Origin of the sequence: Saccharothrix espanaensis DSM 44229 (assembly GCF_000328705.1) — a bacterium.
Lineage (GTDB): Bacteria > Actinomycetota > Actinomycetes > Mycobacteriales > Pseudonocardiaceae > Actinosynnema > Actinosynnema espanaense.
Map to the genome: position 1 here is coordinate 5,027,540 of NC_019673.1, position 21,240 is coordinate 5,048,779.

Sequence of the window (21,240 nt, forward strand, 5' to 3'; positions counted from 1 at the left end):
CGTCGGGTCAGCGGGCCGGCGAGGCGAGGCCGCCGGCCGCGTCGACCAGGGCGCGGGTCGCGGCGTGCACGGGGTGGCCGAGCACCTCGGCGACCGGCCCCTCCTCCACCACCCGGCCCCGGTCCAGCACCAGCACGCGGTCGGCGTTGCGGGCGATCACGCCCAGGTCGTGGGTCACCGTCAGCACCGCCAGGCCCAGCTCCCCGCGCAGCGAGTCGAGCAGTTCCAGCACCGACGCGGCCACCTGCACGTCCAGGTTGGAGGTCACCTCGTCGCAGATCAGCACGTCCGCGCCGGCCGCCAGCGCGCGGGCGATGGCCACCCGCTGCCGCTGCCCGCCGGAGAGCTGCCGGGGCAGCCGGTCGGCCAGCTCACCGGCCAGCCCCACCAGGTCCAGCAGCCGCCGGGTCTCGGCGCGCACCGCGTCGGCGGGCCGGGCCCGGTGCAGCCGGACCACGCGGCCGATCGCCGCGCCGACCGTGCGGCGCGGGTTGAGCGAGCCGGTGGCGTCCTGCGGGATGAGCTGGATGCGCCGGCGCTGGTCCACCGGCCGGCCGCGCAGCACGGGCGCGATCACCTCGCCCGCCAGCGACACCTGTCCGGCGCGGGGCTTGAGGATGCCCGCGACGCACTGGGCCAGCGTGGTCTTGCCGCAGCCCGAGGACCCCAGCAGCGCCAGCGACTCGCCCCGGTGCAGGGTCAGCGACACCCCGTCCAGCACGACCTTGCGGCCGCGCGCCGCGACCAGGCCGGCGACCTCCAGCACCACCGGGCCCGGTGCCCGGGGCGGTGGCCGCCGCTCGACCTCGACCCGCAGGTCCGGGACGGCGGCGAGCAGCTCCCTGGTGTACGGCTCGGCGGGCCGGCCGAGCACCTGCTCCGTGCCGGCGTGCTCGACCACCTCGCCGCCGCGCAGCACCACCAGCCGGTCGGTCATCCGGGCCGCCGCGCCGAGGTCGTGGGTGATGAACACGACGGCCAGCCCGCGCCGCAGCGCGAGCTCCGCGAGCTGGTCCAGCACGAGCCTGCGCATCGGCCCGTCCAGGCCGGTGGTCGGCTCGTCCAGGATCAGCCCGCGCGGGTCGCCGGCGGTGAACCGGGCCAGCGCCAGCCGCTGCTGCTGGCCGCCGGAGAGCTGGTGCGGGTAGCGGCGGACGAACTCGGCGTCGCCGGGCAGCCCGACCTCCACCAGCCGTCGGGAGACCGCCTCCGCCGAGCGGTCCACGGCCGGTTCGCGCAGCTGCCGGGCGATCCGCATGGTCGGGGTGAGCGCGGACGGCGGGTCCTGTGGCAGGTAGGACAGCACCCGGCGGCGCAGCTCCCGGCGTTCGGCCGGGGTCGCGGTGAGCACGTCGCGGCCGTCCACCCGGACCTGGCCCCGCACCACCCGCAGGCCCGGCCGGACGGCGCCGACCAGCGCCAGGGCGAGGGTCGTCTTGCCCGCGCCGGACTCGCCGACGACACCGACCCGCTCCCCCGCGCCGATGGCGAGGGTGAGCCCGGCCAGCACCGGGTGGCCCTCGGCGTTCTCGACCCGCAGGTCGTCGACCTCGATCACCGCAGCACCTTCCCGACCAGGCGGTCCAGCCCGAGGTTCGCGGCGACCGTCAGCACGCCCAACAGCACGGCGGGCACCGCGACGCCCCACGGCGTCAACCGGATGCCCTCGACGTTCTCGCTGATCATGGCTCCCCAGTTCGGGCCGCCCGAGCCGAAGCCGAGGAACCCGACGGCGGCGGTCAGGGTGACCGCGATGGCCAGCCGGGTGCCGAAGTCGGCCAGCACCGGGCGGGCGATGTTGGGCAGGATCTCCCGCACGATCACCGAGAAGTGTGAGTCCCCGGTGGCGTACGCGGCCACGACGTAGCCGTCCTCCACGGCGTGCAGCGTCTCGGCCCGGGTCACCCGCGACACGAACGGCGTGCCGGTCAGCACCACCGCCGCGGTGATCGTCGTCGCGCTGTAGCCCCAGCCGTTGAGCAGCACCAGCAGGATCAGCACCGGCGGCAGCCCCAGCAGCAGGTGGTCCAGCCGGGACACCACCGCGTCGGCCACGCCGCCGAAGTAGCCGCCGACCAGGCCGAGCACCAGCCCGAGGGCGGTGGCCAGCACGGTCGCCACCACCGGCACGGTCACCAGCGCCTGGCCGCCCGCCAGCACCCGGGCCAGGACGTCCCGGCCGGTGCTGTCGGTGCCCAGCGGGCTGTCCGCCGTCGGGGCGGTGTAGGGCAGGCCGGTGATCCGCTCCGGGTCGTCGACCAGGGACGGCCCGAACACCGCGATCCCGAGCACCAGCGCGACGCCCAGGACGGCGAGCACGCCCAGCGCCCAGCGCACGGCCCTCACCGGGCCGCCACCCTCAGCCGCGGGTCGGCCAGCAGCACCAGCAGGTCGGCCAGCACGAACGAGACGATGATGATCGCCGCGAGCAGCAGCCCGACGCCCTCCAGCACGGCCGTGTCGTGGTTGCGCACCGCCGCCACCAGGGTCTGCGACAGGCCGGGGTAGTTGAACACGATCTCCACCACGGCCGTGCCGCCGAACAGCCCGCTGAGCAGCCACGCGAAGGCGTGCGCGCACGGCGGCACGGTCGCCGGCAGCAGGTGCCGCCACACCACGGTCCGTTCCGGCAGACCGGCCAGCCGGGCGGCCTCCACGTGCGGCAGCCCGTCGGCGTCGATCACCGCCGCCCGCACGATCCGGCCCGCCCAGGCCGCGCCGAACAGGGTCAGCGCCACCACGGGCAGCACCAGGATGTCCGGCTTGTCCAACGGCGTGCCGCCCAGCGGCGGCAACGAGATCGCGGGCAGGATCGGCACCAGGTCGGCGAACACCAGCACCAGCAGCCCGGCCGTGACGAACTGCGGGATCGACACCGCGACCACCGACACCGCCGACAGCGCCCGGTCCGCCCGCCCGCCCCGGCGCAGCCCCGACACCAGGCCGATCAGCATCGCCAGCGGGACCGTCACCGCGGCCGTGATCCCGACCAGCAGGCCGGTCGCGCCCAACGGCTCGGCGACGATCTCGGTCACCGGCTCGCCGGACATCACGCTGGTGCCCAGGTCGAACCGGACCGCGCCGGCCAGCCAGTCCAGGAACCGCACCGGCCACGGCCGGTCCAGCCCCAGCTCCAGCCGGCGGGCGACGACGTCCTCCGCCGTGGCGTCGAGCCCGAGCGACGACGCGGCGGCGTCGCCGGGCAGCACCTCCGAGGCCGCGAACAGCACCACCGCGACGGCGAGGAGCGTCGCGGTGGTGGCCGCCACCCTGCGGGCGAGGAAGAGCAGCGCGGTCACGCCGGTCCGGTCGCCCGGTCGAACAACTGCACGGACTGCTCGATCCGCACGCCGCCGATGCCGGCGCGGCTCGCGTCCAACTGCTCCTGGAAGCCCCACAGGACGTCGCCGCCCTGCTCGTAGAACTCCTTCTGCAGCTCGCCGAACGCCTTGCCGCGCGCGGCGTCCTCCGGCGTGGCCTGGGCCTTGGCCAGCTTGGCCTGGTAGTCCGCCGACGTGCCGGTGACGTTGAACGGGGCCTTGCCGTGGGTCACCGCGGACAGGTGCACCGCGGCGGGCCGGTTGACGTAGTAGAACGCCTGGAACGGGTGCGTGGCCAGGGTGGTGATGTCGGCGTAGAACGCGTCGACCGACAGCTCCTCCAGCGTCAGCTCGACACCGGCCTCCTTGAGCTGCTGCACGAGCAGCTTGCTGGCGTTCATCATGCCCGCGACCAGCTCGCCGGTGCGCAGGGTCAGCTTGGTGACCCCGGCCTCGGCGAACAGCGCGCGGGCCTGGTCGAGGTCGCGCTTGCGCTCGGCCAGGTCGGCGTAGCCGGGCAGGTTCTTGCCCACCACGTCGTCCGCGGTCGAGCCCTGGCCGAGCAGGGCGTTGTCCACCAACGCCTTGCGGTCCACGGCCAGCCGCACGGCCTTGCGCACCTTGGGGTTGTCGAACGGCGCGAGCTTCTGGTTCATCGCGAACGACAGCGCGTTGGAGTTCGCCGCGCCGCCCCGGATGATCGTCAGCGCCGTGTTGGCCGTCTCGGTCTTCGCGCCGGTGGCGCTGATGCCGATCGCGTAGTCCACCTGGCCCGCCTTGAGCGCCGAGAGCCGGGCGGCGGCGTCCGCGACGCCGACGATCCGCAGCTCGCCGACGGTCGGCTTGCCGCCCCAGTACTGCTCGTTGGCGACCAGCTTGGTGGTGGTGCCGTTGCGCTCGGCCAGCTTGTACGGGCCGGAGCCGATCGGCTTGGAGAACTCGGTCATGCCCTCCGGGAACACCGGCGAGAACACGATCAGCACCGACTCCTTGAAGTCGCCGCGCGGCACCAGCAGCGGCACCTTCACCGTCAGCTCGTCCACGGCGGTGACACCGGGCAGGTTCACCATGGCGTACACCGAGGCGCGGTTGCTCGGCTTGGTGCCCACCGTGCGCAGGCTGTGCACCACGTCGGCGGCCCGCACCGGCTTGCCGTCGTGGAAGGTCACGCCCGAGCGGATCTTGATCGTCCACTCCGAAGCGTCCGCGTTGGGCGTGACCGACTCGGCGAGCTGGTACTTGTACTCGCCCTTGTCCAGCACCATCAGCGAGTCGTAGACGTGCCGCATCACGATCAGCGTCGCACCGATGCTGGTGGCGAGCGGGTTGCCCGCCTCGCTGTCGGTGACGGCGTGCGGCGCGCTGACCGAGAGCGTGGCGAGCGGCTTGCCCGCCTGGCCGGACTGCCCGGCGGCGGCGGGCGTCTCCGCGTTGCCGCCGCCGCAGGAGGACAGCAGTGGCGCACCCACTGCGGTCGCTCCGGCGAGAAGGCTCAGGCGTAGCAGTGCACGACGGTCGAATCCCTGGCCTTGAACCACTGTTCCTCCAAGTTCACGAGCACGCGGCGCGGTAGGGGGCGCCACGCCCGGAACGCTCGCTGACCGCCGCCCCGGTGTCTGCTCAAAAAGCGGCAGTGCTCTCCGACGCCGCGGCACCGGCCATGAGCGCCATCAGCTCGGGGGTGTACAGCTCGCGCACCGACACGATCCCGGCGACCGCGTCGAAGTAGCGGGTGGTCAGCTCGGGGCTGGTGCCGATCGCGCCGAGCAGCGCCCGCCGCTTGGGCCGCGCCTCCTCCTGGGCGATGAGCAGGGTGGCCGCGTAGTTCTCGGTCAGCCGCTCCTCGCGCAGCCGGTCGTACTCGGCGGCGGCCGCGTCCTGCCGCTCCCGGTCGCCCAGCGCGTCGCCGACGGTCTCCACGAGCAGTTCGGCCTGCATCAGGGCGTCGGAGATGCCCCGGGCGGTCAGCGAGTCCTTGTGGTGCCCGGCGTCGCCGACCAGCGCCCAACCGGGGCCGTGCGCGCGGCGGAAGAAGTTCTGCTGGTCGCCGGTGCCGTGCAGCTTGCCGACCTGCTCGGCACCCTCGACCTGGGCCCACAGCTCGGGCGCGTTGACCCGGACCAGCTCCTGGTAGGACGCGAACGCGTCGCGCCGGATCTCGTCGAACCGGTGCTGGGGCGCGTAGGCGGCGACCAGGACGGCGTCGTCGTTGGTCGGCACGGCCGACACCCAGCCGGTGTCGCCCTCGTACATCTCGAAGTGCGTCTTCGGCCCGCGCCAGAACGTGTAGTAGGCGCACGTCAGCGGCGGGTGTTCGGCGGTCTTCTCCGCGCCGACCAGCTCGGCCACCGCCGAGCGCATCCCGTCCGCGCCGACGACCAGCGCGGCGTCCTCGCGGGACGAGCCGCGCGCGCTCTCACACCGCACGCCCACGACCCGGTCGCCGTCGCGGTACAGCTCGGTCACCCGGCAGTCGTCGCGGAACTCCACGCCCGCCGCCACGGCCGCGTCGACCAGGATGCGGTCCAGGAGCTCCCGGCGCGGCGCGTACGCGGCCCGCTGGCCGTCCACGCCGCTGCAACAGCCCTCCACCCGGGTGTCGCCCAGCTCGTAGACGACGTGGTCCAGCGGCGGGCAGCCCGTGGCGCGCACCGCGTCGAGCACACCCCACTTCGCCAGCCGCGCCACGCCCGGCTGCTGGATGTAGAGGGTCGAGAGCTTGTCGGACGGGAACTTGGCGCGGTCCACCAGCAGGACCCGCCGGCCCGCGCGGGCGAACAGCAGTGCGGTCGGTGCGCCCGCGCAGCGCGCGCCGACCACGATCACGTCGTACATGGGTCCTCAGCCTCCATCGGGGACACCGGCGAAGACCACGGCGGAGTTGATGCCGCCGAAGCCGAAGCCGTTGGACAGCGCCCACCGCAGCCGGGCGGGCTCGGCGTCGGCCCCGACGAACCGGACGCGGTCGTCCAGCGGTCGGGTCAGGTTCGCGTTGGGGTGGACGAAGCCGCCGGTGAGCTGGGCGACGGTGGCCACCGCCTCGACCACGCCCGCCGAGGCCAGGCAGTGGCCGGTCAACCCCTTGGTGGAGTTGACCCACGGCCGGGAGACCGCGTCGCCCAGGGCCAGCCCCAGCGCGGCGACCTCGGTCTCGTCGCCGAGCCGGGACGCCGTGCCGTGGGCGTTGACGTAGTCCAGCTCCCCCGGTCCGACGCCCGCCGCGCGCAGTGCGGCGCGGATGACCCGCGCCTCGCCGGCCGCGTCCGGGTCGGCCAGCCGGTTGCCGTCGAGCCCGAGCGCCACCCCGGCCACGCTCGCCCGCACCGGCACGCCCCGCCGGCGCGCGGACGCGGCCGACTCCAGCACCAGCGCCGCCGCCGCCTCGCCCGGCACGAAGCCGCGCCGGTCGGCGTCGAACGGCCGGCACGCCGCCCTCGGGTCGCCGTCGACCGCCAGCGCGCCGAGCGTGGCGAAACCCCTGCGGTGCAGCGGGGTCAGCTCGACCAGCGGGCCGACCACGACGCAGCAGTCCACCACGCCGGAGGCGACCAGGCGCGCGCCGTGCACGATCCCGACGTTGCCGCTGGCCGACGCGCCGCCGACGGTGTAGCCCTCGCCGGTGGCGGACAGCACCTCGCTGATGGTGCCGACGTGGTCGGTGTCCAGCGAGTGCAGCGCGAACCGCGCCGGCAGGTACTCCGGCCGGTCCGCGTAGGACTCGCGCAGGTCGTGCGTGTAGCGGTCGGTCAGGTTGTGGCCGGCCACGACCACGCCGACCCGATCGCCCGGCACGTCCGGCAGCCCGGCCGACACCCACGCCTGCAACACCGCCGCGACGGCCGCCGCGACCGGCCGGGGCGACCGGCCCGCCGCGCGCAACGCCCTGCCGCGCAACGGTTCCGGCACGCCGTCGAGCGCGTCCCGCAAGGTGAAGCCGACCAGCGGCGCGCACAGCCCGTTGCCGCTGTCGGTGATGCCGGCGCGGCCCTCGCGCAGCGCGGCGGTGAACGCCGGGACGTCCGCGCCCAGGGAGCAGACGATCCCGGTGCCCACCACCGCGGGTGGGCTCACAGATGCTTCCCCAGCAGCGCGACGATCGTGTCGATGTCGTTGACGTCCTGGAACTCCGCGATCGGCACGACCACGCCGAGCCGCTCCATCGCGAGCGTCACCACCTCGGCCCGGTCGATGCTGGTGCAGCCGAGGTCGAGCAGCGTCCGGCCGGGCCGGACCGCCGCCGGGTCGGTGTCCGGGACGACCTCCAGCAGGCTGTCGCGGACCGCGTCGAAGACGGTCACGCCCGGCCCACCCCGGGGCGGACCCGCGTGGTGAACGGGTGTCCCTGCGTGGTCTCGGTGGCCACCCGGTTGTTCGGGTTGTCGTTGTCGCCGGCGACGATCACCGTGCCCCAGCGCTCCAGCGACACCGAGCCGCCGTACTCCTCGATCTGGTCGGTGTCCGGGTAGACGTCGACCGAGGTCGGCACGTACCGGCCGGCGAAGCCCAGCCGCATCTCCTCGGTGCGCCCGGCGTGCGGCAGCGAGGCGTGCATGAGGGTGGACCAGAACATGATGGCCTGGCCGGGCCGCATCACCATGGACACGGCCTGGCCCTCGTCGGGCTTCCAGTCCGGGTCGATCTGGAGCTCGCGGTAGTCGTAGCCGAAGAAGCCCCGGCGGACGCCCTCCTTCTCCCTGGCGTTGATGGTGTCCGGGTCGTAGTGCATCCGCTTGGTCTCGTCGTAGAACATGGTCTGGTGGGTGCCCGGGATGAACTGGAGGCAGCCGGTCTCCTCGTTCGCCTCGGTGAACGCCGTCCACACGGTGAGCGTGCCGCCGAAGTCCTCCGCGTCGCCCGGCCAGACGATCTGCGGCTTGCCCGAGGCGTTGGCGAAGGTGTCGGCCTGGTGCCAGTCGGTGCCCTCGTCGCCGGGGTACTTGGGGAAGAACTCCGAGCGCCAGCACTGCACCTTCGGGCCCAGCACGCTGGCCACCCGGTCCACGATCCGCGGGTTGCAGATGTGGTCGGCCAGGAAGGCGTTGTCCAGGTGTCGGTCGTAGTTGGAGATGTTGGTGTTGCCCGACTCCGCCGCGCCGTCGCGGTAGGCCGCGTGCGCGCGGTCGAGCAGCCGCAAGCGTTCCCGCCGCCAGCGGGCCTTCATCTCCTCGATCTCGTAGACGTCGAACGGGCCGAAGTACCCGTTGCGGTGGAAGTCGTTCAGCTCCTGCTCACTGAGCGTGAAGTCACTCATGTCAGCCTCCCACTTCCTGTAGTGCGCCCGGACGGCGCGTTGACCCGACCACGTCCGAGAGACAGGCGATGGTGGGCTCCTCCAGCTCGGCGCCGGTCAGCGCGAGGTCGAACCGGTTGTTGACCATGGCGATGACGCGGGCCAGCGAGAGCGAGGTGGCCCCGTGGTCGAACAGGTCGCCGTCCACGGGCACGTCGCGCACCAGTACCTCGTCCACGATCGCCTTGACCGCCGTCGCGGTCGGGTCGGCCGCGGTGTGCGCGGCGACGGTTGCCGGCCGGGTCTCGGTGAGCGCGACGAGCGCGTCCACGTCGGCCTTGCCCTGCGCGGTGACCGGGATGTCGTCCACCACGTGGAACCGGGAGGGCCGCAGGTAGCCGGGCAGGTCGGCGACGGCGGCGGTCAGCTCCGCCTCGGTCGGCGCGACCGGGTCCGGCGCGGGCGGCGGCGCGACGTAGGCGACCAGCCGCACGTCGCCGTCGCCGAAGTCGCGCGCGGTGACCAGCGCGGTGCCGACCCGGGCGCAGGACAGCAGCCGGGCCTCCACCTCGCCGGGCTCGACCCGGTAGCCGCGCACCTTGAGCTGGCGGTCGACCCGGCCGAGGTAGACCAGTTCGCCGTCGACCAGGGCGGCGCTGTCGCCGGAGCGGTACCAGCGCTGCCCGTCGAGCACCACGAACCGCTGCGCGGTCAGCTCGGGCCGGTTCAGGTAGCCCCGGGCCACGCCGGTGCCGGCGACGAACAGCTCGCCGGGCTCGCCGTCGGGCACCGGCCGGCCGTCGGCGGTGCGCGGCTCGACCCGCAGGCCGGGCAGCGCCACCCCGATCGGGCTGACCGAGGGGTGCTCCAGGTCGGCGGCGGTGATCCGGCGGTGCGTCGCGTGCACCGTGATCTCGGTGATGCCGTACATGTTGACCAGCACCGGCGAGGAGTCGCCGCGCCGGCCGATCCACGGCGCGAGCACGGCCACGTCGAGCCGCTCGCCGCCGAACACCACCAGCCGCAGCGACAGCTCGGCGGGCGGGCCGGCCGCCGCGTCGGCCGCGACCAGGCCGCGGAAGGCCGACGGGGTCTGGCTGAGCACCGTGACGCGTTCGCGGCGCAGCAGGTCGAGCATCAGCGCGGGCGTGCGGGTCACCTGCGCCGGCACCACCACGAGCTTGCAGCCGAACAGCAGCGCGCCCCACATCTCCCACACCGAGAAGTCGAAGCCGACCGAGTGGAACATGGTCCACACGTCGAGTTCGTCGAACTCGTACAGCTCGCCCGCCCGCTCCAGCAGCGCGACGGCCGACCGGTGCTCCACCTCGACGCCCTTGGGCGCGCCGGTGGAACCGGAGGTGTAGATGACGTAGGCGACGTCGGACGGCTCGGCGGCCTCCGACGGCGCTTCGACCGCGGTCGGGTCGTCGCTCTCGTCGGCGTCGCTCCACAGCACCGGGCCGGACCAGTCGGCCAGCGCGTCGGCGGTCCGGATCGCCGCGACGGTGAGCGCCACCTCGCTGTCGGACAGCACGTGCGCCACCCGGCCGGCCGGGTTCTCCGGGTCGACCGGGACGTAGGCGGCACCGGCCTTGACCACCGCCAGGACCGTGACGACCAGGCAGATGGACCGGTCGACGCACACGCCGACCCGGCTGCCCCGGCCCACGCCGCACCGGCGCAGCCGCTCGGCCAGCACGGTCGACCGCGCGTCGAGTTCGGCGTAGGTGATCTGCTCGGTCCCGCAGCTCACCGCGACCCGCCGGGGCGACTGCGCCGCGCGCCGGGAGAACGCCTCGTGCAGGCAGTCGGTGTCGGCCATGCCTCACTCCTCCGTCTTGGTGGCGTACATCCCCCAGTGCTGGGGGGTGAGCGCGAGGTCGGTCAGGCTGCTCTGGACGAACATCCGGTCCCAGCCGCCGCCGCCCTTCTCCTCGGCGATCCACTGGCGGGTGAAGACCTCGCGGGTCTCCGGGTCGCTCATCGCCCGCACGCCCATGAGCGTGTAGTAGGAGCTCAGCGACTTGAGGTGGATGAAGTGGTGGATGCGGTCGGACCGGCCGAACGCCTCCTCGTAGAGGTAGATCGTGGCGTGGCCGGCGAGGACCTTGTTCCAGCTCTCGCACAGCGCGCGGGAGAACGCCCGGCCCTCGGCGCGGTACTCGTACTTCAGCTCGCCGACGCGGTGCATGATGATCCCGCAGTTGCCGGAGTTGAGCTGCTCGTCGGCCGGCACCGAGGTCTGCGACTGCGCGACGGGCACGACGAACGTGGCCGCGCCGTCACCGTCGCTGGACACCGAGTCCGGAGTGGACTCCGAGGTGCCGTACATGCCGAACGCGGACGGGATGAGCACGGTCTCCCGCAGCGGGCCGTCGAACAGCCGGTCCCACCCGCCGCCGCCGCGCTCGTCCGGGACCCGTTGGCGCAGCACGATGTCGCGCCAGCCGACGTCCTGGGTGCCCATCTGGACCAGGGTCTCGTAGGCGTAGAGGGACTTGATGTGCAACAGCCAGTGCAGCCGGTCCTTCGTGCCGAAGGTCTCCTCGTAGACGAAGACGGTCACGATCCCGGCGTAGTTGGTGTTGAGGTACTCCGACAGCTCGCGGGCGAACAGCCTGCCCTCCGAGCGGAACTCCGGCCGCAACTGCCCGACGCGCTCCACGACGACGCCGGCGTTGCCCGAGTGCAGGATCGCGTGGCGGGCGATCGACGTCTGGTCCTGCGCCGTCGGCAGGACGAACGGCGGGCTCGATGTTGTTGTCATCGAAGGCTCCTCGGCTCTCAGTGTCGGCTTCGGGGGTGCGGCTGACGCCCCGGCCACGCTAACGACGGGGTCCGGCCGGGCTCTGCTCATTACTGGTCACCGCCCCGCGCGGGAGCTTCGGCGCCGCACTTCCTGGCGCCGCCCTTCCGGCGCTGCCGTTCCGGCGCTGCCCTTCCTGCGCAAGCACGTCCGCCGCGCCGCGCATGAGCAGCCCGGCGACCCGGTCGACGTGCCGCGCGCGCCAGTCGGCCAGTTCCGTGCCGTGCACCAGGCGGTTGAACGCGCCGATCGCCGGTCCGGTGTGGACCTGGAAGCTCGCGCGGTCACCGGGGTCGCCGCGCAGCGCGGCGGCGGAGGTGTGCGCGAAGTACCAGCGGAACGCCAGCGCGGTGCGGCGCCGGGGGTCTGCGGTCTCGACCAGTTCGGCACGACCGGTGTCGCGGTAGTGCTGTTCGGTGTCCCGCCAGACCTCGGCGAACGTGCGGCGGAACGTGGTGCGCTCGACGCTGTCGCGGATCCGCTGCGGGATCTCGTCCCAGCACCCGTGCCGTTGGTAGAGCTGGAAGAGCTGGTTCGCGCGTGCGGCGAACATCGTGCCCCGGCGCAGCACTTGGACGCGTGCGCCGGTCTCGAACATGTCGCCCGCGGGCGCGTACGCGGTGTCCTGCACGCCGGCTTCCGCCAGCAGGTCCTTGACCAGGTCGGAGGTCGCGGCCTCGGGTGTGGCCTGGTTGACCGACCCGGTGACCACGAAGTCCGCGCCGAGCACGAACGCGGCGGCCACGGCGGTGGGCGTGCCCAGCCCGCCGGCGGCCCCGACCCGGACGCGTTTGGCGTAGCCGTGCCCGACCATCGCGCGGTCGCGCAGCAGGACCAGGTCGGGCACGACGGTCAGCGCCGGGCGGGCGTCGGTGTGCCCGGCGGAGTCGGCTTCGGCGCACAGGTCACCGGCGACCGGGAGCCGGCGCGCGGCGTGCGCCTCCTCGCGGGTGAGCGCGCCGGAGCGGACCAGGTCGTCGAGCAGCGCGGGCGGCGGTGGGGCCAGGAAGGCTTCGGCCACTTCGGGGCGTGAGACCTTGGCCAGGAGGTTGCGCACGGCGACGGGCGTGCCGTCCGGGGTGGTGTGCGCGCCGGCGAACCGGAAGCGCACCAGCGGGGCCGTGACCCCGGTGAACCCGGCCGCCTCGACGTGCCGGACGTCCGCGCGCACGTACAGGTCGGCCAGCCGCCGCTCCAGCGCCGGGTTGTCGGGCATGGCCAGCAGGTTCATCCCGAACCGGCCCGGTCCGGGCGCGGCGGTCAGCTCGTCCAGCGCGCGTTCCACCTCGTCGTGGGCGAGCCCGCCCGCGCCGAAGAAGCCGAGCAGGCCCGCCTCGCCCATCCGGCGCACCAGCGCCACCGAGGCGATGCCCCGGAACATCGAGCCGGACAGGTAGGCCCAGCGCACGCCGTAGTCGGCGCGGAACGCCGCGTCGCCCAGGGTTTCCGGGCCGGGCGGCGCGGGCAGCGCCTCGGCGACCGGCCGCCACAGGTCGGTGAGCACGCGGCCGGGGCCCAGCTCGCGGACCGACCGCACGCCGGCGGCGGCCAGCCCGTCCATGGTCTCGCGCCACCGGACCGGGCTGCGCACCTGGAGCGCCAGCAGGTCGCCGATCAGCGCCGGGTCGTGCGGCCGGGCGGTCACGTTGGAGAACACCGGCACCTCGGGCGGCGCGAACCGCACCCCGGCCAGCACCTCCTCGAACTCGCGCGCGGCGGCGCGCATGTACCGGGAGTGGAAGGCGGCGGTGACGGCCAGCGGCACGCACCGGCCGGCCTTCGCGGCGCGGACGGCGGCCGTCGCCGCGGCCAGCGAGTCCGGCGGCCCGGACAGCACGACCTGGGTGGCGGAGTTGTCGTTGGCCACGTCCACGTCGTCCACGCCCGCCTCGGCCAGCAGCCCGCGCAGCCGGTCCGGGCGCACGCCCACCACGGCCACCATGCCGCCGCCGGAGGCCCGGGACATCACCTCGCCACGCCGGCACACCAGCGTCAGCGCGGTCTCGAAGTCCAGGCAGCCGGCGGCGAACAGCGCGTTGTACTCGCCGAGGCTGTGCCCGGCCAGGAAGTCCGGCGGACCCTCGTCGCGCACGGCGAGGTAGCTCAGGGCGTTGACGACGAACAGCGCGGGCTGCGCGTAGCGCGTGTCCCGCAGGAGGTTGTCGGGGTCCTCTTGGCACAGGCGCGCGACCGGCAGCCCGAGGACCCGGTCGGCGGTGGCGCGGTGCTCGGGGAAGCGGTCGAACAGCTCGCCGCCCATCCCCCGGCGCTGCGCGCCCTGCCCCGGGAACACCCAGGCGGTTTTCGGCGTGGACACGCCTGGACTGTCCTGCCCCGGGCCGGGCGCGGGCTGCCCAAGGTTGAGCAGCACCACGCCGGCGGACCCGCTTAGCGTGGGCCGACACCGTCCGACGTCGGAGCGGGGAGCCACATGGACGACCAGGCCGGCGTCGCCGACGCCATCACGACCATCCTCGGGGTGCTCGCGCGCGTGCTGCCGCCGGGCACCCCGGTGGCGGCCGACACCCCGCTGGTGACGCTCGGCCTCGGGTCGCTCGCCGCCGCGCGGGTGCTGCTGGAGGTCGGCTCGGCGCTGGGCGCGGAGCTGCCGATGGACGCCACCCGCACGTGCCGCGACGCGCGGGAGCTGGCGGCGCTCGCGGTCGGCTCGCGCAACCACGGCGGGCTGCGCCCGCAGGTGCGGGCCACGCCGTCGGCGCGCCACGAGCCGTTCCCGCTGACCCCGTTGCAGGAGGCGTACCTGCTGGGCAAGAGCCTGGGCGCGGACGGGATCGGCTGCCACGTCTACCGCGAGTTCGCGGTGCCGGACCTGGACCTCGACCGGCTGCGCGCGGCGTGGGGCAGGCTGGTCGAGCACCACGACGCGCTGCGCCTGGTGACGACCGCCGATGGCCGGCAGCGGATCGTGCCGGACGCGCCGCCGTGGACGATGCCGGTGCACGACGACGTCCTGGCCGTGCGGAACCGGCTGTCGCACCGCGCGTACCGCGCCGACGAGAGTCCGCTGTGGAGCGTCGAGGCCACCCGGAACCCGGACGGCTCGGGCGTGCTGCACTTGAGCGTGGACGCGCTCGTCACCGACGGCGCGGGGCTGGAACTGCTCGTGGACCAGCTCCGGGCGTGCTACGACGACCCGGCGTGCGTGCTGCCCGGCGGCGGTTTCGGGGTTCGGGACCTCGTAGTCGCGCTCGGCGAGCACCAGTCCGGTGACACCTGCCGGGCGAGTTTGGGCTACTGGATGGACCGGCTGCGCGACCTGCCGCCCGGTCCCGCGCTGCCGGCCGGCGACACCCCGCCGGACAACCGGCGGACCCCGCACACGGCCGAGCTGACGCCGCGCGAGTGGGCGGCGGTGCGGGACTGGGCGGCCGAGGCCGGCGTGTCGGCGACCTCGCTGGTGCTGACCGTGTTCACCGAGGCGCTTCAGCGGGTGTGCGACGAGCCGAAGTTCTCCCTGGTGCTCACCACCAGCAGCAGGCTCGTGCTGCCGGCCGCGGCGGACACCGTGGTCGGCCCGTTCACCTCGACCGCGATCTTCGTCGCCGAACCGTCCGCCGGGCTGCCGCTGACCGAGGCCGCGAAGCGGGTGCACGGTCGGCTGCGCCGCGACCTGGACCACGCGGCCGTGCCCGGCGTCGCGGTGCTGCGGGCGATGCGCGCGCAACGGCTGCCGGTCCCCGACGCCCTGCCGGTCGTGTTCACCAGCTTGATCGGCGTCGGCGGGGGCAAGGCGGAAGGGTCATACGCGCTCAGCCAGACCACCGGCGTCACGCTCGACGCGCAGGTTGCCGAACGTGACGGCGGTCTGGTCGTGCGCTGGGACGTGGTGGACAGCGCCTTCCGACCCGGTGTGGTCGAAGGCGCGTTCGGGTGGTTCGTGAACGCGTTGCGCTGGCTGTGGCCCGGCACCGCAACCGCGCCCCGACCGCTCAACGACCTCCAGCAGGCGTACTTCGTGGCCCGCTCGACCGACGGCGTCGGCCCGTGGTCGGGGTGCCAGGTGTGCCACGGCTTCCGCGTCGAGCACCTCGACCTGCCCCGACTGGAAGCCGCGTGGCTGGGCCTGCTCGCCGACCACGAGGTGCTGCGGACCGTCGTCACCCACGACGGGACGCTGGCCGTGCACGACACCGCGCCGGACCGCTGGCACATCCCGGTGTCGACCGGCGACGTGCAGCAGGACATGGTCAGCCGCGCCTACCCGCTCGGCCGGTTGCCGCAGGGCGAGCTTCGGGTCACCCGGGACGACGACGGCCTGACCGTCCACATCGCGCTGGACCTGCTGGTCGCCGACGGTCGCAGCATCCACCTGCTGATGCGCGAGCTGATGCGCCGCTACTGCGACCCCACCGCACCGGCGCTGCAAGCCGCGCCCTACGCCGAGTTCGTCGCCACTCGAAAGGAACTCCGGGCCGGGCCGGAGCACGCGCCCGCTCGACAGCACTGGCGCGACCGGTTCGCCGCGCTGCCGTCCGGGCCGCCGCTGGGGCCGTTGACCGGCCCACGCACCCGGCTCACCGCGACGGTCACGGGGTGGTCGCGTTGCCGGGAACGCGCACAGGCGCGCGGGCTGAGCCTGGACGCCGTGGTGATCACGGCGCTCACCGAAGCGCTGGGCACGCACTTCGCCGACGACTTCGCGGTGCCGCTGGTCCGCTGGGCGCGGGCGGTGGAGCGGTTCCGGCCCGCCGAGGTGACCGCGCTGAGCTGGGTGCCCAGGGCCGAGCCCGGCCTGCCGTTCGCGGAGGCCGCCCGGCGGACCGACGCGGTGATCGCCGCCGACACCGCCGCCGACGCGGCGTCCGGCCTGGCCGAGCTGCGCACCGTCGTGCTGCGCCGGCGGCGGACCGGCGAGTTCGGCTACCCGGTGGTGTGCACCGGGCTGCTGGAGCTGGCCGACGCGCCGCTGCCGCCCGGGATCGAGCCCGGCCCGTGGCTGACCTGCACGCCGGACGTGGGGCTGGACTGCATCGCCGTGGACGAGGGCGGTGACGAGCTACGGCTGTTCTGGGACGCCGTGCGCGGTGCGGTGCCCGACGACGTCCTGACCGGGATCTTCGCCGCCTACCAGGAGATCCTGCGTCGGCTGGGCGCGGACGAGGACGCCTGGACGGCCGACCGGGGCCGTGAGGCGGAGCGCGAACTCGTGCTGCGCACGTGGAACGACACCGCTCGGGACTTCCCGCACGACGGCCCGGTGCACCTGCTGTTCGAGGAGCAGGCCCGGATCCGGCCGGACGCGGTCACCGTGCGCGGGCGCGGGCGCGGCGGCACGACCACCTACCGGGAGCTCAACGCCACCGCGAACCGGATCGCGGCCCGGCTGAAGCAGGCCGGGGTCGGCCCGGAGTCCGTGGTCGGCCTGTCGATCGCGCGCGGCCCGCTCATGGTGGCGGCGGTGTTCGGCGTGCTCAAGGCGGGCGGGGCGTACCTGCCGGTGGAACCGTCGATGCCGGCCGCGCGGGCCGCGACGATGCTGGCCGACGCGGGCGCGGTCGCCCTGGTCACGACCTCCGACCTCGACCCGCCCGCCGACGGGCGGCCCGTGGTGCACGCCGACCGGCTCGGCGACGCCGTCGAGCCCGACCCCGCGCCGGCCGTCGACGAGAACGCCACCGCCTACGTCATCTTCACGTCGGGCAGCACCGGGCGGCCCAAGGGCGTCGCGGTAAACCACCGGGCGGTGCACAACCTGCTGCACTGGACCCGGCGCACGTTCGGCTTCGGGCCCGCCGACCTCGGCCTGTGCGTGACCTCCCTCGGATTCGACCTGTCGGTGTTCGACCTGCTGGGGCTGCTCGGGTTCGGCGCGTCGGTGTACGTCGCCGACGCCGAGCAGCAGCGCGACCCGGCGCTGCTGCTCGACGTGCTGCTCGACGAGCCGATCACCTTCTGGAACTCCGCCCCCACCACGCTCGCGCACGTCGCGCCGCTGATGGCCGCGCACCGCGGCGGCCCCCGGACCCGGGACCTGCGGCTGGTGTTCCTCAGCGGCGACTACACGCCGCTGGGCCTGCCCGGCGAGCTGCGCGCCTGCTTCACCGGCGCGGACGTGATCAGCCTGGGCGGGGCGACCGAGGCCACCGTCTGGTCTAACTGGTTCCGGGTCGGCGAGATCGACCCCGAGTGGCACTCGATCCCGTACGGCCGGCCGATCGACAACGCCCGCTACTACGTGCTCGACGCCGACCGCGAGCCGTGCCGGATCGGCCAGGAGGGCGACCTGTACATCGCGGGCGAGGTGCTCAGCCTCGGCTACCGCAACCGCCCGGAGCTGACCCGGGAGCGGTTCGTGCCGTGCCCGTTCGAGCCCGGCGCGCTGATGTACCGGACCGGCGACCGGGCCAGCTTCTTCCCGGACGGCAACATCCGGTTCCTGGGCCGGGCCGACCACCAGGTGAAGATCCGGGGCTTCCGGGTCGAGCCGGGCGAGATCGAGCACCGCCTGCGCACCCACCCCGCCGTGAAGGACGCGGTGGTCGTGCCCCGGGACGAGAACGGCGAGCGCAAGCTGGTCGCCTACGTCGTGCCGATGCCGGGCGCGGCGCCGGCGGCGAAGGAACTGCGCACCCACACGGCCGAGACCCTGCCGGACTACATGGTGCCCAACCACATCGCCGTCCTCGACCGCCTCCCGGCCACCGCCAACGGCAAGCTCGACCGCGACGCCCTCCCCTGGCCGCTACCCCCCGCACCTTCCACCGCACCCGAACCGACGGCGGTGGTGCCCGAACCAGCACTGCCCGAGCCGGCAGTGCCCGAGCCGGTGCCCGTTCCGGCGACGCCGGTGGTGGCGGAACCAGGACCGGCGGCCGAGGACCTGCGCGGGATGCTGACCGCGCTGCTCGGCGAACTGGTCGGCGAAGCGGTGGACCCGGCAGCGGACCTGTGGGACCAGGGCGCGACCTCGTTCACCATGGTCCAGGTGTCGACACGCCTCCAAGAGCGGTTCGGCACGCGCGTTCCCGTCGCCGTCCTGTTGGACAACCCGACGATCGACGGCATCGCGGCGCACGTCGCCTCCGTGGTCGGCCTCCCCACGACCGCCACCGATCCGACCACCGCACCGCCCACCGCACCGCCCACTGCCGAGCCGACGCCCGAACCCACGGCCACGCCCGTGCCGGACGTCGCCACCGAACCCGTGGTGGACGTGCTGTCCCCCACCGACCGAGCCGCGTTCGCCACCGCGCGCTGGGACCTGCGCGACGACGGCACGTCACTCCCGCTGCCCGACACCCGGCCCGACGAACACCTCTACCGGTGGCGCGGCACCCGGCGCGACTTCCGCCCCGACCCGGTGCCCTTCACGGCCCTGACCTCGCTGCTGGCGCTGCTGCGCCCACTGCCGGACGGCGACCGGCGCCGCCGCCTCTACCCGTCCGCCGGCGACACGTACGGCGTCCAGGTCTACGTCCACGTCGCGGACGACCGGGTGTCCGGTGTGGACAGTGGCGTCTACTACTACCACCCCGACGAGCACGCGCTGCGCCGGATCTCCGACGGTTCCGACCTGGGCCGGTCGGCGCACTTCGTCTACAACCGGCCGGTGTACGACCGGGCCGCGTTCGAGATCTTCCTGGTGGGACAGGCGAAAGCCGTGCGTCCCCTGTACGGCGAGGAGTCCGAGCGGTTCCTGGCCCTGGAGGCGGGCTACCTGGGCCAGCTGCTGATGTCCGGACAGGCCGCGCACGGGCTGGGGCTGTGCCCGGTCGGTGCGGTGGCCGTCGACCCGGTGCGCCGGGCGTTGCGGCTCGACCAGGACCACGTGTTCCTCCAGTCGTTCCTCGGTGGCGCGGTCGACCACGTCACCGGGCCGGCCGAAACCGGGCCGGCAGGCACCGGGAAAGCCGGCACCGGGTCGGCCGAGGTGGCGGTGGTCGGGATGGCGGGCCGGTACCCGGAGGCCGACGACCTCGACGCGCTGTGGCGCAACCTGCTCGACGGCCGGTGCTCGGTCGCCGCCCCGCCCGCCGCGCGCGGCGACGGCCCGGCGGGCGGCTACCTGCGGGACGTGGAGTCGTTCGACAGCGCGGTGTTCGGCATCGCGCCCGCCGAGGCGGCGACCCTCGACCCGCAGTTGCGGCTGCTGCTGGAAGTGGTGTGGGTGTGCCTGGAGGACGCCGGCCACACGTCGGCGTCGCTGGGCCGGGTCGGGGTGTTCGTCGGGCTGATGTGGCACGACCACCGGCTGGTCGGCAACGACCGGTGGCGGGCCGAGGGCTCGGCGCGGATCTCCGGCACCGGGTCGGAGGTGGCCAACCGGGTGTCGCACGTGTTCGACTTCCGCGGGCCGAGCCTGGCCGTGGACACCTCGTGCTCGTCGTCGCTCACCGCGCTCCAACTGGCTGTGGAGAGCCTGCGGCGCGGTGACTGCGACGCGGCCGTGGTCGGCGCGGCGAACCTCCTGCTGCACCCGTACCACGCCTCCGTGCTGCGCGGGCTGGACCTGGTGGCCGAGACGCCGGGCCGGGCGCTGGACGCCGAGGCGGCCGGGTGGTCTCCCGGGGAGGCGGTGGGCGCGGTGCTGCTGCGCCGGCTGGCCGACGCGCGGGCGGACGGCGACACCGTGCACGGCGTCGTGGAAAGCGCGTGGGTCGGGCACACCGGCGGCACCGGCCGGTTCGGCACGCCGGACGTGGCGACGCTGACCGCGTCCCTGTCGCGCGCGCTCGACCAGGCGGGCCTGACCCCCGACGACATCGGGTACGTGGAGTGCGCGGCGTCCGGCGCGGCGCTGTCCGACGCCGCCGAGGTCGAAGCCGTCGGCCGGCTGTTCGGCGACCGCGCCCCGGTGCCGGCGGGCACCCTCAAGCCCAACCTCGGGCACGCCGAGGCCGCGTCGGGCCTGGCGCAGCTCACGAAGGTCCTGCTGCAACTGCGGCACGGCGCGCTCGCACCGACGTTGCTGTCCGACCGCCCCACGGCGCTGGTGGACCTCGACGGCCTGCCGATCACGTTCGTCACCGAGCCGGCGCCGTGGACCGGGACGCCGCTGCGCGCCCTGGTCAACGCGGTCGGGGCGACCGGCTCGGTCGGCCACGTCGTGCTCCGCTCCCCCGAACCGGAAGAGGACCGATGACCTGGATCAAACCGCCGACCGCGCCGGACACGCCGGTGCTGCTGTACTGCGTCGCGCACGCGGGCGGCGGGGCCGGGTTCTTCCGGACGTGGCCGGGGTTGCTCGCGCCGGAGGTCGGGGTGTGCCCGGTGGTCCTGCCGGGTCGGGAAACCCGCCTGCGCGAAACTCCGCTGACGACCGTCGCGGACATCGCCACCCCCTTGGCGGAGGCCATCAAGGCGCACGCGGACCGGCCTTACGCGCTGTTCGGGCACAGCATGGGCTCGGTGGTCGCCTACGAGGTGGCCCGACGGCTGACCACCGCGCCACGCCCGCCGCTGCGGCTGTTCGTGTCCGGGCGGCGGGCACCGCACCTGCCGGCCCGGCGCGCGCCGCTGCACCCGTTGCGGCAGGACGAGTTCGTGCACGCGGTGGCGAAGATGGGCGGCACGCCGCGCGAACTGCTGGACCAGCACGACCTGATGCGGATGTTCCTGCCCGGCCTGCGCGCGGACTTCACCGTCAACGAGACCTACGCGCCCCTGCCCGGCCCGGTGCTCGACTGCCCGGTGTCGGCGCTGACCGGCGACACCGACCCGGAGGTCACCGTGCCGGAGGTGCGGGCGTGGGCGGACGCCACCGTGGGCCCGTTCAGCCTGCGCGTGTTCCCCGGCGGCCACTTCTACCACTCGGACCTGCCCGACGCCCTGGCCGACGCGTTCCGCACCGACCTGACCGTCCGCCCCTGAGCCCCGACCACCGCGCGTCCGACAATCGTCCCAGCGCAAGGCTCGACACG

13 protein-coding genes are annotated in these 21,240 nt (G+C 74.4%); 2 read left to right on the plus strand and 11 right to left on the minus strand.

The genetic code is table 11. From position 1 onward, the window contains the following. Positions 1 to 7 precede the first annotated feature (7 nt). The 11 genes from BN6_RS22240 to fabD all read right to left on the minus strand — a co-directional run bounded on the left by BN6_RS22240 (position 8) and on the right by fabD (position 13,676). Positions 8 to 1,558: an ABC transporter ATP-binding protein gene (locus BN6_RS22240; protein WP_015101986.1), complete on the minus strand. Its 1,551-nt coding sequence runs from the start codon at positions 1,556 to 1,558 to the stop codon at positions 8 to 10. Then, positions 1,555 to 2,346, minus strand: coding sequence for an ABC transporter permease (locus BN6_RS22245; RefSeq protein WP_015101987.1), 792 nt, complete (start codon positions 2,344 to 2,346; stop codon positions 1,555 to 1,557). The genes BN6_RS22240 and BN6_RS22245 overlap by 4 nt, the downstream gene beginning before the upstream one ends. Further along, on the minus strand, positions 2,343 to 3,299 hold the full coding sequence (locus BN6_RS22250) for an ABC transporter permease (RefSeq protein ID WP_041313635.1): 957 nt from the start codon (positions 3,297 to 3,299) through the stop codon (positions 2,343 to 2,345). The genes BN6_RS22245 and BN6_RS22250 overlap by 4 nt, the downstream gene beginning before the upstream one ends. Continuing rightward, positions 3,296 to 4,789: an ABC transporter substrate-binding protein gene (locus BN6_RS22255; protein ID WP_197540172.1), complete on the minus strand. Its 1,494-nt coding sequence runs from the start codon at positions 4,787 to 4,789 to the stop codon at positions 3,296 to 3,298. Before BN6_RS22255 ends, BN6_RS22250 begins: the two co-directional genes overlap by 4 nt. 151 nt (positions 4,790 to 4,940) lie before the next feature. Continuing rightward, a complete protein-coding gene (locus tag BN6_RS22260; protein WP_015101990.1) occupies positions 4,941 to 6,155 on the minus strand; it encodes an NAD(P)/FAD-dependent oxidoreductase in 1,215 nt (404 codons plus the stop codon). A gap of 6 nt (positions 6,156 to 6,161) precedes the next feature. Beyond that, positions 6,162 to 7,391 carry a beta-ketoacyl synthase N-terminal-like domain-containing protein gene (locus tag BN6_RS22265; RefSeq protein WP_015101991.1) on the minus strand — a complete coding sequence of 410 codons (1,230 nt, stop codon included), beginning with the start codon at positions 7,389 to 7,391 and terminating at the stop codon, positions 6,162 to 6,164. Then, entirely contained in the window at positions 7,388 to 7,618 is a 231-nt protein-coding gene (locus BN6_RS22270) for a phosphopantetheine-binding protein (RefSeq protein WP_015101992.1), read from the minus strand. Before BN6_RS22270 ends, BN6_RS22265 begins: the two co-directional genes overlap by 4 nt. Continuing rightward, complete coding sequence (locus BN6_RS22275) at positions 7,615 to 8,571, minus strand: chlorinating enzyme (protein WP_015101993.1); 957 nt, start codon at positions 8,569 to 8,571, stop codon at positions 7,615 to 7,617. The genes BN6_RS22270 and BN6_RS22275 overlap by 4 nt, the downstream gene beginning before the upstream one ends. Position 8,572: 1 nt before the next feature. After that, on the minus strand, positions 8,573 to 10,375 hold the full coding sequence (locus BN6_RS22280; RefSeq protein ID WP_015101994.1) for a non-ribosomal peptide synthetase: 1,803 nt from the start codon (positions 10,373 to 10,375) through the stop codon (positions 8,573 to 8,575). Between the two features lie 3 nt (positions 10,376 to 10,378). Next, the gene (locus tag BN6_RS22285) at positions 10,379 to 11,320 is read right to left on the minus strand and encodes a DUF6039 family protein (protein ID WP_015101995.1); all 942 of its coding nucleotides are present in this window, start codon (positions 11,318 to 11,320) and stop codon (positions 10,379 to 10,381) included. Positions 11,321 to 11,378: 58 nt separating this feature from the next. Next, positions 11,379 to 13,676: an ACP S-malonyltransferase gene (gene fabD, locus BN6_RS22290; RefSeq protein ID WP_231904726.1), complete on the minus strand. Its 2,298-nt coding sequence runs from the start codon at positions 13,674 to 13,676 to the stop codon at positions 11,379 to 11,381. Positions 13,677 to 13,790: 114 nt separating this feature from the next. Between fabD and BN6_RS22295 the strand changes: the two genes are divergently transcribed. Then, on the plus strand, positions 13,791 to 20,462 hold the full coding sequence (locus BN6_RS22295; protein WP_015101997.1) for a non-ribosomal peptide synthetase: 6,672 nt from the start codon (positions 13,791 to 13,793) through the stop codon (positions 20,460 to 20,462). Continuing rightward, positions 20,459 to 21,190 (plus strand): thioesterase II family protein, encoded by a 732-nt coding sequence (locus BN6_RS22300; protein ID WP_041313638.1) that lies wholly within the window; start codon positions 20,459 to 20,461, stop codon positions 21,188 to 21,190. Before BN6_RS22295 ends, BN6_RS22300 begins: the two co-directional genes overlap by 4 nt. Positions 21,191 to 21,240 lie beyond the last annotated feature (50 nt).